Genomic DNA, 16,714 nt, shown 5'->3' on the forward strand with positions numbered 1-16,714 from the left:
AAAATTGGACTACTTCTCGCTTGAAGATATCCAAAGCTTATAAAAATCACTATAGCCAGTTTGGTTTATCTCTACGCCATGAACCTCAACACTATTAAACACCTTCTCTTTGCCGTGAAATAACGGACAAAGTAACTTCTGTTGATAAAGCGAACGTTCAATTTTCTTCAACTCATCAAAAGAGTTATCACAACTGACGGCTGAGCGAACTCTCTCACAATGCGCCTTCATCTCCAAATTGTTGAAAATGAATCTGAGACCAGATGAAGCAAGTAGCCAATCGTAAAGACCATACTCTTTTGGCTGTTCGATAATTTCTTCAATAAATAACAAGTCTGCCGACTCACTCATTGAGCTAGGATCACTAATATTAGGAAGCTCAATGACTTCAATCGTCACGCCAGTCTTTGCAATAGTTTGATGAAGCCAGTCCGCCATATCTTGAAGTAAAGGAATCGTCATTTTAGGTCGCGTTAATACAACCGTCCCCGTCAAAACAGGGATGGGATTACTACACGTTAATTCGCTAGGTGAGAAAGACATGTCATCCGTCACCATATCAGCATCAAACTCTTTACTGCTGGACTTGATATACGAGACCAAGCTGTCCAAGTCTTCAAGGGTAATACCTGACTGCTCCCTACGATTAACCGCAAGGTAGGAAAGTGCATTAATCGTGGTTTCTTCGGCAACGCCCGATTTATTGAAGCTCAGAGTGTGATCACTTAAGCCTTCGATGTCGGTAAGCGTTATCTGTTCTAACAAGGCATTTTGAGCGAAATAGCCACGGTGACGTTTGAGAACCAACCGTTCTTCGCTCCAGTAATCTAACGAGAAGGGACCAGTCCCCAGATAAGCACTTCGCCCACTAGAGAAGTACGTCCGCTTACAGCGATAAATAGACGCGTGTGCACTGCACAACGCATAGAGAAACATTGGATTTGCGTGCGTTAACTCGATAGTCAGTTGTTTATCACCCACCACTCGCACGTCGCGAACCTGTTCAAATAAAGACTGCACCGGACCATCAAGGCTTTTTAACCGCAACAAGCATTGAGCAACATCTTTGGCTGTTAAAGTATCACCGTCATGGAATAGTACATTTGGTCTCAACCAAAAATGCAGAAAGGGCCCCTCCATCTTCCAATGATGTGCGAGGCTAGCTTGAGGCTTGCCCTCGTGATCTTGGACTAACAGAGTATTGTAGAGGCTTCTTAGGATATGATGTTCAGCGGTTCTGTATGTTTTTGCAGGCTCAAGATTATCAACCCATGGGTATTGAGTAATCAGCAAATGGTCATGTTGTTCATTGAACAGGCTATGTTTTTCCGTAGCGAGTGTCAGTGCTTTAATTGCAGGTGCACCATAGCTTTCTAGAAGACGAGGCATAACGTTAAAGCGGCCTTGCTCTAATTGAAGAGCTAACACTTGTTCTAATGCTTCGGGGAAGCTGACCAATATTCTAAATTGGCTAAGCTTTCCTCTCCCTTTCGACGGAATCCAACAAATCCAGTGATATTCAGACAAGCATTTAAGAACGATAGAAGTGTTTCTACGAGACGTCGACAGCGAATGCTCTAGATCATCAATCGTGAGATTGTACTCCACGCCTATTTCATACTTTGCAATAAGCTGCTGAAGTCTACGTAAGTTAGCGTCGTTCATTGGATTCCAAGCTGGAGCGATTAATCAAGTGTCATTAATATCAGCACGAGTTTATAAATTCAACTTTATACTGAGATATCACTAACGAGCTTTGGTATTTAATATCAATATATTACGAAGACATCAAAGCCTTGAATCACTCCGCTTTATTTGGATTCCACTTACCTTCATGAATCGCTGAATTAACGTCTCTTCTTGGTAACCAGCCCATGGTTTCGAGTTCTGGCTTATCTTTGAAGTGATCAACGTAGCCGATACATAAATACGCCACGATATCGATGTTGTCCGGGATATCTAATGCGTCTCTCAGAGTTGAGTCGTGGAGAATGCTCACCCAACCTAGCCCTAGGTTTTCTGCCCTAGCTGCAAGCCATAAGTTTTGAACCGCACACACGGTGCTATACAGATCCATCTCTTGTTTGATGGTTCTACCTAACACGACCTTTCCGGTTCGATTACGGTCGCAAGTCACGCAGATGCCGATAGGTGATTCAACAATACCTTCCAACTTTAAGCGTTTATACATCGCCTGCTTTTCGTCGGTAAACATTTCTGCCGATTCAGCATGCGCTTGATTGAAGCCGGCTTTAATTTGTTGCTTGGTTTCGATATCACGAACAACGACAAAGTCCCAAGGTTGCATAAAACCGACACTAGGCGCATGGTGCGCGGCGGTTAACACACGCATCAAAACGTCTTCTGGGATCTCATCAGGAAGAAACTGTCCACGAACATCTCGGCGAGAAAAAATCGTTTTATATACTGCTTCGCGTTCATTCGGCGTAATTTCCATACTTCCCTGTCTTATCGTCGTCTTATTGAGTCAGTATTATCCAACTAAAGTGTCTATGTAGCTAGGGCGTGTTGACCTTTCGTGGTTAAATTTTGTTCGGATGGGGACGCCTAGTCAAAAGCGTTTTAATCGCGGCGAGGGAGAAGTAGCCTAGTCATTCTAAGCAAATCTCCCTCAACAAAGAGTAAAACGCTTTTTGCGGGGGCGCCCAGCTCGAACCCTTCGGGCAGCGTTTGCTGGTCATTTCTACTGCGTTATCGGCTTCTCATGTAGGCTAGCTACACATCGGTGCCTCTGCCTTGTATAAATACCCAGCAACTCACTGCAAAAATCAGCTCGAAAGATCAACATGCCCTAGTAGTACACAAGCAACATGGTAGAATGCCGCCATTAATCTTATCCTTGTATAAGATTGTTGAACCTTTCCATCGCTATTTAGCCAAATCATACCGAGAAACTTATGCCATTTTCCAAGCTTGGATTAAGCTCACCTATTGTTAAAGCCGTTGCAAAACAAGGCTATGAAAAGCCAACCTCGATTCAAGAAAAAGCAATTCCAATTGTACTTTCTGGTAAGAACCTTATTGCGGCTGCACAAACAGGTACAGGTAAAACTGCGAGCTTTGTTCTCCCTATCTTAGAAATGCTAAGCAAAGGCGAAACGCAGCGTAAAAAACGTATTCGCGCCGTGATTCTTACGCCAACTCGTGAGCTGGCTGTTCAAGTTGAACAAAACATCACTAAGTACGCCAAGTTCCTAAACCTAACATCATTAGCGATGTACGGTGGTGTGTCTTACCAACATCAAAAAGATCGTCTGATTGAAGGTGTGGATATTCTGGTTGCAACGCCTGGCCGTTTGATCGACATGTACGGACAACGTGCCGTTCACTTTGATGAAGTTGAAGTTTTGGTTCTTGATGAAGCTGACCGCATGCTAGACATGGGTTTCATTGAAGACATCAACAAGATCATCGCGCGTTTACCACAAGACATCCAAAACCTACTGTTCTCAGCAACGCTTTCAACGCCAGTTCGTGCGCTAGCGAAAAGTGCTATCAGCGAAGCGGAAGAGATTTCAATTGCCAAAACTGACGCGTCTAAAGCGAACATTGAGCAATGGTTGGTAACGGTAGATAAAGATCGTAAGTCAGCGCTGTTAAGCCACATGATTACCGAAGGTAATTGGGATCAAGCGCTTATCTTTATCGAGACCAAACACGGCGCTGCCAAGTTGGTTGCTCAACTTGAGAAACGTGGTATTCAAGCTGAAGCTTTCCACAGTGGACGCAGCCAAGCGATCCGTGAAAAGATCTTGGCTGACTTTAAGAAAGGTCGCCTAAAATACTTGGTAGCGACTGGCGTTGCTGCTCGTGGTATCGATATCGATAACCTAAGTCGCGTAGTGAACTACGACTTGCCTTTCCCAGCAGACGACTACGTTCACCGTATTGGTCGTACTGGCCGTGCTGATGCATCTGGTGAAGCGATCTCTTTCCTATCAAAAGACAACTTCAAAAACCTGTGCATTATTGAAAAGCGTCTTGGTCACCTGATTGAGCGCCGTGTAGTGGAAGGTTTCGAGCCACGCAAAGAAGTGCCGATTTCAGTGCTGAACTTCGTTCCTAAGAAGAAAAGAGAACAGCAAGAGAAAGAAGGCAAGTAAACTATCAAAGCTTAACTGGCGGTGATAACGAGCTAGCTAACCTATGACCTAAACGAAGCCCTATGTGGCTTCGTTTTGTTCTTTGTTACACAGATAAAACAGAGGTATTGAGATGATTACTCCTATCGCAACGAGATTAACCCGAGGACAAGACCTAAAGCTTGAGATCCAGAGGCTAGTGACAATACACAATGTCTCTGCAGGCTCTATTGCGTCTTGTGTCGGGTGTGTTTCTCAACTCAATATTCGCTTGGCCAATGCCAACAATACCAAGCTAGTTCAAGCTCCGTTCGAAATCGTATCTGTGATGGCAACGTTAACGCCTAACCACCAGCACGTTCATATATCCGTTGCTGATGAGAATGGTGATGTGATTGGCGGACATCTGTTGGAGGGAACGATTATCGCCACTACCGCTGAGTTGATTATTCACCGTTACGATACCTTGACCTTCAACAGAGAGCATGATGATACGACGGGTTACACTGAGCTCACTATCAGCAGTAACACATAATAGCTTCACTGATAGCACTACCAAACGCCTCATATAAAGCGATACCACCCAATAGCAATTAGGAAACACGATGGCTCCAAACTCCGCAGACTCCGTTATCGTTCTCGATTTCGAAACCACAGGCTTATCACCAAACATGGGTGACAGAGCGATTGAAATCGGTGCGGTGAAACTCGTTAACGGCGAAGTCGTCGACACCTTCCAACAACTGATGAACCCTGGGTTTCGTGTTAGTGGATTCATTGAAGGTTATACCGGAATCAGTAACCGTATGTTAAGCACAGCGGCCAGTTGCAGTGAAGTGATGGATGAGTTTGCAGATTTCATTAAAGACAGCCAACTGGTCGCTCACAATGCCTCATTTGATAAGCGCTTTCTTGATGCAGAATTAGATAATATTGGTCGCGATTACAATGGACAATTTGCCTGCTCAATGCTGATTGCTCGTCGTCTAATCCAAGACGCACCGACCCATAAACTAGGCGACCTTGTGCGTTTCAAGAATATCGACAACGACGGCACTTTCCACAGAGCGTTAGCCGATTCAGAGATGACAGCACGCTTATGGTTATTGATGATTGATGAACTGCAAAGCGACCACGGCATTCAACAGCCAAGCTTTCAACTGATGCAAAAAATATCTAAGACAGCGAAAGGCTCTATTCCAAAGCTGTTGATGAGTAATCGAGGTTAAACTCTTACCATACGATAATGATTGAAAGGCTGATGGGTTTAACACGATCAGCCTTTTTAGTTACTAACGAAGATTACCCGTCCCCTACTCCTGCAGTGTCACCAGCGTTGATTTGAGAGTCTCTAATTCATTCATAAAATAAGACCATTGCTTATCACTACTGATTGCCACGATATCCACCAAGAATTTGGCTGATGTCTGCATATTCTTATTAAGCTCAGATTCCAATTCGTCTGGATAATAAGCTTCGTTATTCAAAAGCAAGTTCATAATAATTGGCTGAGCGATATGTAGGTCGGCCTTCTTTTCCATCAGAGTTGTGAGATCTTGATAGGTATTATTTTGATATTGGCGCCAGCTATCGTTGGTATTTACCCACTCTTGAGACCAAGTAAAAATAATCTGTTTTTGTTCTTTCGATACCGACCCTAGCCATCGCTCTAGTCTCTCTTCACTTCGGTTTCGATATCGCTCTCTGGAATCTTCGTCATTCAACGACAATCTTTCTTCATAATAGTCTTCCTGCTTTTCTCTAAAGTTTTTTAAGAACTCGCTATCTTGCTTAGGGCTAAGTTGCATACTTAACGAGTAAACATCGGGTGCAAACTTATTAACGATCGCGCGAATATGATTTTTAATTTGCTCACTTTGGTCGACGATAAACGCAGAGTTCATATCAGGACGAGTAATACTTTGAATCGTTTCTAATTGCGAAATGTACAATGGGAGTTGAGTTTCTTTATGCCAGGCTTGCAATGAGTCTAGACGGGCTTCTAGCTCGGACTCTTGACTATTAGATAACGAAACAAAGTCTTCGATATAACTGACCGCAAACCAACTGATATTGTTATAGGCGAATTTCGTCCCACATCCCGCAAATAGGAAGCACACCAATAACATTAACCAACGGCATTCTCTCATTACACCCTCTCACAAACTTCTACTGATCAGCGAACCTGTAAACAGCTTTATCAGATTCACTCTTGATCTTATAACATTAGCTATAAAAGTAGCTGATCGTAAAAACTTTCAGATAAATTGAGACTTCACCTTGCTAAACCGTCTATTTAGGCAAATGATTAAACTAAAAATAATTAACAGCAGTGATGTAACTTGAATTTTATTACTCATTTGACCTAATACGAACCCTATAAAAGAAAACGGGTTAGCATATTTCAAATGATTGATATTTGGGAGGCAAGCTATGGCCGCTATTCCTGAGCACCCAAGCGATTTAGAATATGAGCTTTGTTATTTTGACGATGGTTCAATAACCACAATCACGATATTCGTTCACAATCGACAGGAAGCAATGAATTGGTATGTTAGCGAAGGAAAACATATCAACGATCTTTATTCGATAAGACCCGATGAATAATGCTTCGATATAGAGGACTAGGTCGATAAACCTAAAAGAAGAAACTTGAGTGGCATTTTGTGGAACACCCTTTACTGCAATGTCACTAGTTATGATACATCACAGCAAAGGGATTCAGTCTCGAATTACTTCAAGATTCGGGCGCGGAATTGACGGCCCTTCATTTTACCTGATTCGATCTTGTTCAGTGCTTTCTTAGCGACAGAGCGTTCTACAGCAACGTAAGCACGCATTGCGAACAAATTGATCTTACCTACTGATTTACCATCAATACCACCTTGACCAGTCAATGCGCCAAGAATATCACCTGCACGAAGCTTAGCTTTCTTACCGCCATCAATCTGAATGGTTACCATGTTTGAGTAGTACGGCTTAGCAATGGGTTTTGCTGGAAGCTCAGATGGCTCAATCGGCATATCCATGTACTCATCAATTTGAGCAACACGGTACATCTCTTTCTCGCTAAAGAAGCTGATAGCGACGCCTTTGCTTCCTGCACGGCCAGTACGACCAATGCGGTGTACGTGAACTTCAGGGTCGCGAGACAATTCAAAGTTGAATACTGCGTCTAGGTTATCAACATCAAGACCACGAGCCGCAACGTCTGTCGCAACTAGAATCGAGATCGTTTTGTTTGAGAACTGAACCAAAGCTTGGTCACGTTCACGCTGCTCCATATCGCCATGAAGTTCGATAACGCTGAAACCACGGTGGCTTAGCTCATCGTTTACGTTCTGCACTTCTTTCTTCGTGTTACAGAACACAACCGCAGATTCCGGTTGGTGATGAAGTAGCAGCAACTCTAGAGCGTCATCACGAGCTTCAGAACCTTCTAGCTTGTAGAAGTGTTGCTGGATGCTTGAGTGATCGTGCGTTGATTCAACCTTCACCATTTCTGGGTTACGCATAATGCGGTCTGCAACAGATTTGATCTGTTTAGGGAAAGTTGCACTGAATAGCAGAGTTTGGCGTTCTTTTGGCGCCGCTTCAATCACTGCGTCCAAAGCGTCTTGGAAACCCATCTCTAGCATACGATCCGCTTCATCTAACACAAGTGTGTTCAGCTCAGACAGGTCAATGCGGCCTTTCTCTAGGTGGTCAAGAATACGACCAGGAGTGCCCACAAGAATGTGTGCGCCATGCTCTAGTGAACCAATCTGTGGGCCCATTGGCATACCGCCACATAGTGTCAGCACTTTAATATTGTGAATACCACGAGCAAGAGTACGGATCTCTTTTGCTACTTGGTCTGCAAGCTCACGAGTCGGACATAACACTAAAGACTGAACACGGAAACGCTTAACGCGTAGGTTCTGCAGCACACCTAAACCAAAAGCAGCTGTTTTACCTGAACCCGTTTTACCCTGACCGATAACGTCCTTGCCATTTAGGATAGTAGGAAGACTTAACGCTTGGATCGGCGTCATTTCAGTATAACCAAGAGAATCTAACGTATTTAGAAGCTCTGGTTTAAGGGCGATTGAAGAGAATTTTGAAGTGCTCAATGGAAATATCCAACTGGTGAAAAACAGAGTGCATTATGAGTGTTTTTGAAAATTATTCCACCTTAATCACAGTTTTGAAGAAACATGTTAGGCGAACACAAAAAAGCCAGCTTTCTTAGCTGGCTTTTACTTCTATACGAATTGCTTCCTATGGCACACCGTGACCTTTAGATGCAACCCATACGCGGTACCACTGCTCGCGAGTCAGCTCAATTTTCAGTGAATCAACGGCCGTCTTCACACGTTCAATCTTTCCTGAGCCAATAATCGCAATTGGATTAGATGGTAAACGACGAACCCAAGCGTAAATTACTTGATCAATGCTGTCTGCACCCACTTCTTGACGAATCACTTCTAGCTCATCACGAACGCGAATCGCTTGTGCTGAATCGCCACTGAAGATGCTACCACCACCAAGACAAGACCACGCCATCGGGCGAATACGGTTCATCTGCAGTTGATCTAGTGTGCCATCATGGGCAACTTCAAAGTTCAGTGGGTTAATTTCAACTTGGTTGGTTACTAATGGCTTACCAAGGCGAGATTGAAGCAACTCGAACTGACGCGGTGAAAAGTTAGAAACACCAAAGTGCTTAACTTTACCGACCTTATGTAGCTCTGCGAACGCTTCAGCTACTTCGTCGGCATCCATCAGTACGTCTGGGCGGTGAATCAACAATACGTCGATATCGTTAACACCTAAGCGCTCTAGTGAGTTATTTACTGATTGGTAAATATGGTGTGCGCTGGTGTCATAGTGATTGATCTTACGATCAGGAGTGTGGTCACCACACAAGTTGATATCGCACTTGGTGACGATTTGAATGTCATCACGAAGGCTCGGCTCAAGCGCTAATGCTTCACCAAACAACTTTTCACATTGGTAGTTACCGTAGATATCCGCGTGATCAACAGTTGTGATGCCAAGATCAATGTGCTGCTTAAGGAAAGTCAGGCGTTGTTGCGGGGTCATGCCCCATTCAGCTGTACGCCAGTATCCTTGCACCAACTCAGAAAGTTCTGGGCCTTGTGGCGCTGTCGTTACTCTTGCAACCATGGGTTGTCTCCTTTATCAATACTGAACGTATCCTAAGCTCGTTTTACCGAAGGCTCAACGTATAACAAATGGCAAAAGTAAACGCTTGCCAAAAATGTGAGAGCCACAGAAAAACGAACACTTAAATGAATAATAACTTGCTGTCTGCCCGTGAACCTTTATTCCAAAAGGCTTGTTCTCTCTAATGAATTACGAAAGCATCTATAAATTTGAGCAATTAAAAGCGATTTAGTTCAACCGTTAAGTTATCACCATCACTCTGTAACTGAACCCAAGGAGAAGACGAACTAGCAGACGATGAGTTAGGAACGTTCCATAAGCTCACTTGATCAGATGAATGGTGTGGCGCATTAATAAATTCTACGAGCTGCTTATCTACCTCATCAAAACCAACGCCCTCACGTTTTGCGTGTTCGAGTTGAGCGACGACATTGAACTCATCTTCCCCAATACGAATTGAACTGAGAGCAAAGCCATCTTGACGAAGGTAAGCCTGAAGCTTGGTGTAACTTAAGTTTGAATACGGCAAGCTCAAGCGAACCACTTCAATGCTTGATTCACCTAGCTCCAGTTCAACATAAACATCCAGATCGTAATATTTGGTTTGGTCGCTACAAAGCAGAGTGCCTTCTATGTCACCACAATCCATCAGATCGATATCGTTGATATAGTTTTGAGAACTTGGCTGAGCTGAACTCGCATTGAACACAGTTCGCAGCCACCAGCTTTCGGCTGCTTGTGCTGAGAATGCAATGGCATTCAAAACCAGTAACAAAGGTAAGATTAAGGTAGGAAAAGTTCTCATTAATTGTGCTTATTTCGTGCGATAAGAACCGTCCATTATACGCGACCAATCAACAAACAAGCGCCTGACCGACAAATTTTAAGCGAAAAAAAACGGGCATACATGCCCGCTAGATAAATTCTATCGCCGAATAACGTAATCCGTCACGTTGAGAACCATTACGGAACTAACAATACCATTCCGATGATTCACATACAATACATCATACCAATTATTTATAGCCACCTTCTATTGCTGGCTCTTCAAGCGATAGTCTTACTTTATTACGTTGAATGGCTTCTGGCGGCAAACTGATGAAGCCGTATTGGTTCAACACGCTTTGATGCTCATCTGACAAAGTAAGCCCAACAAAGAACTTCTCTTGCTCAGTAAACCCTTTACGATGCGCTGGAATATTCAAGTACATATAATAAACCGTTGCTAATGGGTAACGACCAGAGAGGATTGTTTCTTTATTTAAGTCGTAGTTCACACCTAGATTATCAACCACACTCAGCCACTTAACATCTGAGATTTGATCTGAGTAGACGGTGTAACCAATCGCGGCATCTTCATCTTCTATCTTGTTAATCAGATCCGGCAGATCCGCTAAGAATTGAGTATTCGCATACTCTCCGTCAGATCCACACTCGACCCAACTAGAAAACGTAGTATGGCCTTGCAGATTATGGTCGATAGCGAAAGGCAACATGTGTGTGTCTAGGCTTTCACCACCTCGAGTGTCACTACTTGGCGTCCATTTGGGATGTTTAGGGTCGTTAGAGCAACCAAACACATCGATAAGTTCAGCGACACTGATGGATGTTGCAGGGTTATTCTCATTCGCTAAAATCGCAATCACGTCGGCGGTAAACATCAGCTCTGTCGGCCTATAGCCGTAGCGCATGTCGAACCTAGCCATCTCTTTGTCAGTCCACTTTTTGGAAGTAATACCAACGCGTGAGCGTTGCATGATCATCTGCTCTGGGACGCTATCACTCAGCAAGATATCTAGATCGATCTCTTGGCTCTTAAGTAAGTCTTCAACAAGCCCCTGCATATTCGGCTCAATTGCGACCAAACCAATTTCACTGGCATCACTTGCGAACGTCGATGCCGAGAACAACATGGGTACAGCAGCAAGCAGTAGGCCCGATTTATTAGATAGACGTTTCATTACTGGCCTCCTACTGGATCAATCGATGTCTTGGATTCCACATCGCTGTTACTGTCGAGCTGCATCTCTGAAGTGAAGATATTCCAAGATGGGTTCACTTCCATGCTCTCTGTTTTTAACACTGCGATGGTTCTTCGCTTACGTTTATGAAGGTGCTGAGTTAAGCTAGTTATCTGGGTAAATTCTTGTTCGAAAATTCGCTCACCATCGATGCCTCTGTCGATCAATGCATCTCGAATCACGCCAGTCCTTTTCTTCGCCAGTGCCTTGTTATAAGTGTTGGTGCCCTCTGAACTGGTATCGCCAACTAAAGTCACCGATGCGTCTGGCTGCTCACCCAGTAACAGAACAAGTTCATTGAGTACCGCAGTATGCTCAGGTTTGAGGGCGTACTTATCGAAATCAAATGCCACGCTTAACACTTCAACATCTTCGACGATTTTCCAATTGGCACAGCCTTTAATGTCTACCGTCACGCCTTCTGGAGTATCTGCACAAAGATCGCGTTGGTTAATGACTCCGTCACGGTCATCATCCGCTAGATCATCAATTTGATGGCGAGTCATTGTCGTGTCGGGCGTTTCTGCACAACCCATTAGCAAGATAGAACTAAGTAGCGCTAGTTTAAAATATCTCATTACTTGTTCTCCCCTTGCCATTCTTCTGGGTGTTCAACCCTTAATGCGTAGGTCAACATGCCCATCGCGTTCAGTACGCGGTATGCCGCTAACGTTTGATCATATTCTGTACTGATGAAGTTTCGTCGAGCCAAGAACACTTCCACTTTTGCATCCAATACATCCAACAGGCTTCGTCTGCCTACATTAAATTGTTGGATGTAACCCAGTTCTGCAATTTTGGCCGCGTCCACGTTCTGTTGAAGTAGAGACTTTTGTTGTTCGAGCATCTTGTAGGCGTTCCAAGCAAGCTGGGTGCCCTCTTTCACTTCACGCTCGGTTCTCACGCGAATTGCTCTTGCCTCTTCGACACGCCATGCTGACGATTCAACACGAGAGTCGGTAGAGAAGCCGTTGAACAGATCGTAATCCATAGTCAGCATGATTCGCGCATCTTCATCAACACCACCCGGTGGATTAGACACGTTGTCATTCTTGTTGGCATGAAGTTCCAGTTTTACTTCTGGATAGTAATCGCCTTTCTCTCTACGCATCTCTTTTCGAGCGGCGTCGATATCAAGCAAAGAGGCTTTGATTTCTGGATGATTCTCGACTGCTTGTTCAAGTGCGACCTGTGCTGAGCTTGGTAATAGAGCGTAATCAAAACGGGGATAAACCAAGTTCACAGCTGGCTTGCCCACTAAACGTAGGTACTGAGTTTGCAAATCAAACAGGTTGTTTTGAGCAGCAATTAATGAAGATTGCGCTGTCGCAACACGAGCAGAGATCTGAGCCAGATCCGAGTTACTACTCAGGCCTTTGCTCTTTTTATCCTGGATATCTTGATAGATTTCTTGGTGCTCTTTTACGTTACGCTTAGACAGTTCAAGCAGCGTCTCTGCTTTTAGAATATCGAGGTAGTTTCTTACCACATCTAACGATACATTTTCGGCACGCGAAATCAGGGTTAAACGTTCAGCCTCAGCTTCGAACGTGAGTCGGTCGACATTCGACGTTGTTTTAAAACCATCGAATAGTAATTGAGAAACTTTAACACCAATTTCCGTTCGCGTTAGCCCACGGTCATCGGTGTCGAGTTTGCTACCACTGTTGTAGCGCGTCTCTTCATAACCTGCCGCTGCGTACAAATTGACCTGTGGCATATACAAACCGCCTGCAGCATCACCGTCTCTTATCACCGATTGGTATCGGGAGTACTGCGCCAATATCTCTGGGCTATAGTCTATGGCAAAGGCCACTGACTCTTCTAATGAGGCTGCTTGAGACAGCCCGCTCATTAGTAAGCAAGAAGAGAGTAAGAATTTTGAATGCATTACACTTCCTTTTATATTTATGCTTTAACCCACTTCATCGTTCGCGAAGTGAGTTTTCCTTAGCTCGTAAAATAGGTTTTAACCAATAACTCAATACTGTTTTTTCGCCGGTTAAGATATCAACCGCGACTTGCATCCCTGGGATAATGCTAAAGGCAGAGTTTTGTTGCTGGTCTTCGTTTAACTGAATATGGGCTCGGTAATAGGCGTTGCCATCTTCCGTTTGCAAGGCGTCAGCACTGACATAAGTCACCTCGCCTTTAAGCCCGCCATAAATGACAAAATCATAAGCAGTGAATTTAATCGTGGCGCCCAAACCTTTATGTACGAAGGCGATATCCTGTGGCGAGATTCTGGCTTCCACAATCAACTGACTGTTCGATGGGATTAGCTCAATAATCGGCTCACCCGGCCTTACTACACCGCCAATAGTACGTACAAATATCTCTTTCACCGTGCCATCGACAGGCGCTAAGATTTCAGTTCGTTTCAATTGGTCGGCAATCGCCTGTTGGCTTTCGTTCAATTGCGCGATTTTACTGGCCACTTCATTCAATTGACCTTGTACCTTGGCACGAAAATCGAGTGCGATGCTGCGATGATCCGCTATTGATTCTGAGTAAGCCGCTATCTGTTTTTGAGCCGCTACTTTTGAGCTAGCTATATCACCTTTCAGCTTCACCACATCACGATTCAGTTTCAGTAGTTCAACCTCAGCAACCGCGCCGCTCGCGACCACGTCTTTGAGCATGTTGCGTTCACGAATAACGATATCTAAGCTACTTTCTAAAGTCTGGATATTATTCAGCGTATCAACACGCGCTTGGTCTTGTTGCTCAATACGAAGTGCCGCCTCTTCGAGTTCCGATTTCAACTGTCCTAAACGCTCTCGGTAGTTTGCTTTTGCATTCATTAACGCAGGATGGCTTGATACATCAACAGCAATATCTTGTGGCACCAAGACCACTCGCTCATACCACTCTTTCGCATCATTATTTAGAACAACGGTAGACAGTTCAGCCTTTAACCTTAATTGCTGAGCAAGCAAGGTATCCGCTTGTTGAGCCGACTCTAAAAACGCGGCTTTAAAACGTGTATCTTCGAGCTTAGCCAGAGGCTGGCCTTTCACAACAGATTGACCTTGTCGCACCATGATCTCTTGAACCAAGCCGCCTTCTAAACTCTGAATGGTTTGAACTGAGAGGCTAGGAACGACTTTACCCTCGCCGATAACTACTTCTTCCAATGTTGCCCACGTCGCCCAACCGATAATCGAGACAATGAGTAGAGCACTTAGCCAAATCAGCTTACGAGAACGGAATGCCAAGTGATTGTTGGTCCACTGAATATCATTACTCATGACGACCTCCCTTCACCACTGAAACCGTCTTAAAACGACTTGTTCCTTTGGGAGCACTTTTCTTCTGTAGAGAGAGGATATTTTTGGGCTCACCCTCAGCCACGATCTGACCTTTGTCCAAAACAATCACTCGATCACACATCATCAAGAACGAAGATTTGTGCGAACTGATCAGCATGGACGTTTCTCTCGGCATGCTTTGCAATGCATTGAAGAACTGTATTTCAGCTTGGTTATCTAACGCGCTGGTTGGTTCATCCATGATCAAAAGTTTTGGACAACGATAAAGCGCCCTTGCGATAGCCACAGCTTGGCGTTGGCCTCCTGAAAGCAACCGGCCACCTTCACCAACTGGCGTTTCTAAGCCATTGCTTAAGCGTCCCATATAACCATTCAAACCCGACTGTTGTAGAGCTTGTCTTAGCTTCTCTTCATCAACGTTAGTCGCGCCTAACGTCACGTTGTCGTATACGCTACCGAAGATAAGATTAGTGGTTTGCCCTACCCAACCCATGCCACTGCGCAACACACTGGTTGGCCATAATTGTCCATCGATTTCTTGATAGAAAGCTTGGCCTGTTGTGGGTAAATACTGGCGAGCAACAATCGATAGTAGGGTTGTTTTGCCCGCGCCTGCCGCGCCCACAAGGCCAACGCGTTCACCCGGTTTTATCTCAAGAGAGATTTCCTTTAACGCAGGGCTTTGAGTTTCTGGATAGGTAAACGTGACTTCATCCAACCTAACCCCACCATCAAAGTCACCCTTATCGATCACTTGGTGTTTAGACTCTTCTTGAGGTAACTCCATGATTTGATTCAGGCCTTCGACGGCCGATCGTGTTTGTTGGAATCTCAGCATTAAAAGAGAAAGTTGATTCACCGAGCTTGCAGCGCGTCCACTCAACATCACCACAGCTATCAAGCCACCCATGCTCAATATGCCTTCAGAGATCTGATAAACACCGAAGATGATTAACGTGATGGTAACGATCTGCTGACTCGACTGGATGGAGTGCGTCACGATATTCGAATAGTGGCGAGATTGAGTCTGCCATTGAGAGAGCGATGAAATCGTCTGCTCCCAACGCTTTTGAGTAATACCTTCAGCGTTATTTTGTTTGATGTCCGGAAGCGTTGTTAAGCAATCAAACAGCTGCGCTTGTCTTTGTGTTGATAAACGTGCGGTTTCATCGAATGTTTTCTCGACTTTGCCTTTCATCGCTATGCTCAACACAATCAAAACAAGCATGATCGCGACAGGTATGAACATCATCGCCCCACCGAGCCAACCGATAAGGAAAAGGAATAACAAGGTGAACGGTAAGTCGACTAACGTGACCAAAGATATGGAAGTGAAAAAATCTTTCACACTGTCGAAGTCTTGAAGCTGTCTGGCAAATGCACCTACCGATTGAGGTCGATTTTCTAACTTCATACCGAGCACTTTAGAGAACAGTTGAGAAGACAACTTGTTATCAATATAGCGCCCGGCCATGTCAGTCACAGAGCTTCGTGAGCTTCTCAACACCCAATCAAAGATCACAACAATACCAACGCCTGCCGCCAACACCCACAAGGTATTAAATGCCTGGTTTGGTACCACACGGTCGTAAACGTTCATGGTAAACAAAGGTACAACTAACGCGAGTAAGTTGATCAAGAATGAAGCAATAAACAGGTCTCGATACCAAGGTTTCACTTCTTTGACGACACGCCATAACCAACGAGTATTGGATTTATTCTCGCTACGTTCATGAGATTGTACACGGGCATCATCAAGCGCTTGAGCACCCACTTGCCACACATACGGTTCCACTTGAGTAACCAAGTCTTTTAAGAGGGTTTGTTGACTTGAATTGGTTTCGCAATCCAATACATGAAAATCGCCATCGGAACTTTGGGTGACGACAAGAGGAGTCCCTGTCGCAGAATTAACGGCAACAACGGGGAACTGACATTGAGTCAGTAACTCTTTTTTAACGTGGCTCAGCGTTAACCCCGATTTCTCAATCGCTCTTGGAAAAAGGGATTCATTGAGCCGGCCTTCATCTAAAGGTAGGCCAGACACTATTTTGGAAGGGTGGCTGCGAACATTAAAATGCTCACACAACCACTCAACACAACCTAGCCAGCTGTCTTTTTGTTCTACCAATCTAAACTTCCTTTTATA

Annotated in this window: 15 protein-coding genes; 4 read left to right on the forward strand and 11 right to left on the reverse strand. The window is 44.4% G+C overall.

Annotated features, from left to right (window positions below; all coding sequences use genetic code 11):
* Nucleotides 1-9: 9 nt before the first annotated feature.
* Nucleotides 10-1,665: an ABC transporter substrate-binding protein gene (locus FLM53_RS22030; protein ID WP_176679394.1), complete on the reverse strand. Its 1,656-nt coding sequence runs from the start codon at nucleotides 1,663-1,665 to the stop codon at nucleotides 10-12.
* A gap of 136 nt (nucleotides 1,666-1,801) precedes the next feature.
* A complete protein-coding gene (gene bluB, locus FLM53_RS22035) occupies nucleotides 1,802-2,458 on the reverse strand; it encodes a 5,6-dimethylbenzimidazole synthase (RefSeq protein WP_176679393.1) in 657 nt (218 codons plus the stop codon).
* Between the two features lie 460 nt (nucleotides 2,459-2,918).
* Between bluB and FLM53_RS22040 the strand changes: the two genes are divergently transcribed.
* The 3 genes from FLM53_RS22040 (at nucleotide 2,919) to FLM53_RS22050 (ending at nucleotide 5,332) form a co-directional block, all read left to right on the forward strand.
* Nucleotides 2,919-4,124: a DEAD/DEAH box helicase gene (locus FLM53_RS22040; RefSeq protein ID WP_017630130.1), complete on the forward strand. Its 1,206-nt coding sequence runs from the start codon at nucleotides 2,919-2,921 to the stop codon at nucleotides 4,122-4,124.
* 112 nt (nucleotides 4,125-4,236) lie between these two features.
* Nucleotides 4,237-4,638 (forward strand): PPC domain-containing DNA-binding protein, encoded by a 402-nt coding sequence (locus FLM53_RS22045; protein WP_176679392.1) that lies wholly within the window; start codon nucleotides 4,237-4,239, stop codon nucleotides 4,636-4,638.
* Nucleotides 4,639-4,708: 70 nt separating this feature from the next.
* On the forward strand, nucleotides 4,709-5,332 hold the full coding sequence (locus tag FLM53_RS22050; protein WP_145576048.1) for a PolC-type DNA polymerase III: 624 nt from the start codon (nucleotides 4,709-4,711) through the stop codon (nucleotides 5,330-5,332).
* An 84-nt stretch (nucleotides 5,333-5,416) separates the two neighbouring features.
* On the opposite strand, the gene FLM53_RS22055 is transcribed toward FLM53_RS22050, so the two are convergent.
* Nucleotides 5,417-6,253, reverse strand: coding sequence for a DUF6279 family lipoprotein (locus FLM53_RS22055; protein ID WP_176679391.1), 837 nt, complete (start codon nucleotides 6,251-6,253; stop codon nucleotides 5,417-5,419).
* Between the two features lie 283 nt (nucleotides 6,254-6,536).
* On the opposite strand from FLM53_RS22055, the gene FLM53_RS22060 reads away from it, so the two are divergent.
* A complete protein-coding gene (locus FLM53_RS22060; protein WP_017630126.1) occupies nucleotides 6,537-6,710 on the forward strand; it encodes a hypothetical protein in 174 nt (57 codons plus the stop codon).
* A gap of 125 nt (nucleotides 6,711-6,835) precedes the next feature.
* Here the strand turns inward: FLM53_RS22060 and dbpA are convergent, their stop codons facing one another.
* From dbpA to FLM53_RS22100, 8 genes are all read right to left on the reverse strand, one after another.
* Nucleotides 6,836-8,215: an ATP-dependent RNA helicase DbpA gene (dbpA, locus tag FLM53_RS22065; RefSeq protein ID WP_017064348.1), complete on the reverse strand. Its 1,380-nt coding sequence runs from the start codon at nucleotides 8,213-8,215 to the stop codon at nucleotides 6,836-6,838.
* A 148-nt stretch (nucleotides 8,216-8,363) separates the two neighbouring features.
* Nucleotides 8,364-9,272: an aldo/keto reductase family oxidoreductase gene (locus FLM53_RS22070; protein WP_176679390.1), complete on the reverse strand. Its 909-nt coding sequence runs from the start codon at nucleotides 9,270-9,272 to the stop codon at nucleotides 8,364-8,366.
* Between the two features lie 217 nt (nucleotides 9,273-9,489).
* Nucleotides 9,490-10,077, reverse strand: a complete 588-nt coding sequence (locus FLM53_RS22075; RefSeq protein WP_176679389.1) for a hypothetical protein — start codon at nucleotides 10,075-10,077, stop codon at nucleotides 9,490-9,492.
* Between the two features lie 211 nt (nucleotides 10,078-10,288).
* The gene (locus FLM53_RS22080) at nucleotides 10,289-11,233 is read right to left on the reverse strand and encodes a PstS family phosphate ABC transporter substrate-binding protein (RefSeq protein WP_176679388.1); all 945 of its coding nucleotides are present in this window, start codon (nucleotides 11,231-11,233) and stop codon (nucleotides 10,289-10,291) included.
* Entirely contained in the window at nucleotides 11,233-11,871 is a 639-nt protein-coding gene (locus FLM53_RS22085) for an OmpA family protein (RefSeq protein WP_176679387.1), read from the reverse strand. The genes FLM53_RS22080 and FLM53_RS22085 overlap by 1 nt, the downstream gene beginning before the upstream one ends.
* Complete coding sequence (locus tag FLM53_RS22090; RefSeq protein ID WP_048661132.1) at nucleotides 11,871-13,184, reverse strand: TolC family outer membrane protein; 1,314 nt, start codon at nucleotides 13,182-13,184, stop codon at nucleotides 11,871-11,873. Before FLM53_RS22090 ends, FLM53_RS22085 begins: the two co-directional genes overlap by 1 nt.
* 34 nt (nucleotides 13,185-13,218) lie before the next feature.
* Entirely contained in the window at nucleotides 13,219-14,544 is a 1,326-nt protein-coding gene (locus tag FLM53_RS22095; RefSeq protein ID WP_107898391.1) for an HlyD family type I secretion periplasmic adaptor subunit, read from the reverse strand.
* A complete protein-coding gene (locus FLM53_RS22100) occupies nucleotides 14,537-16,696 on the reverse strand; it encodes a type I secretion system permease/ATPase (protein WP_176679386.1) in 2,160 nt (719 codons plus the stop codon). The genes FLM53_RS22095 and FLM53_RS22100 overlap by 8 nt, the downstream gene beginning before the upstream one ends.
* Nucleotides 16,697-16,714 lie beyond the last annotated feature (18 nt).

The sequence above is a fragment of the Vibrio sp. Scap24 genome (genome assembly GCF_013394185.1).
GTDB classification, from domain to species: Bacteria; Pseudomonadota; Gammaproteobacteria; order Enterobacterales; family Vibrionaceae; genus Vibrio; species Vibrio pomeroyi.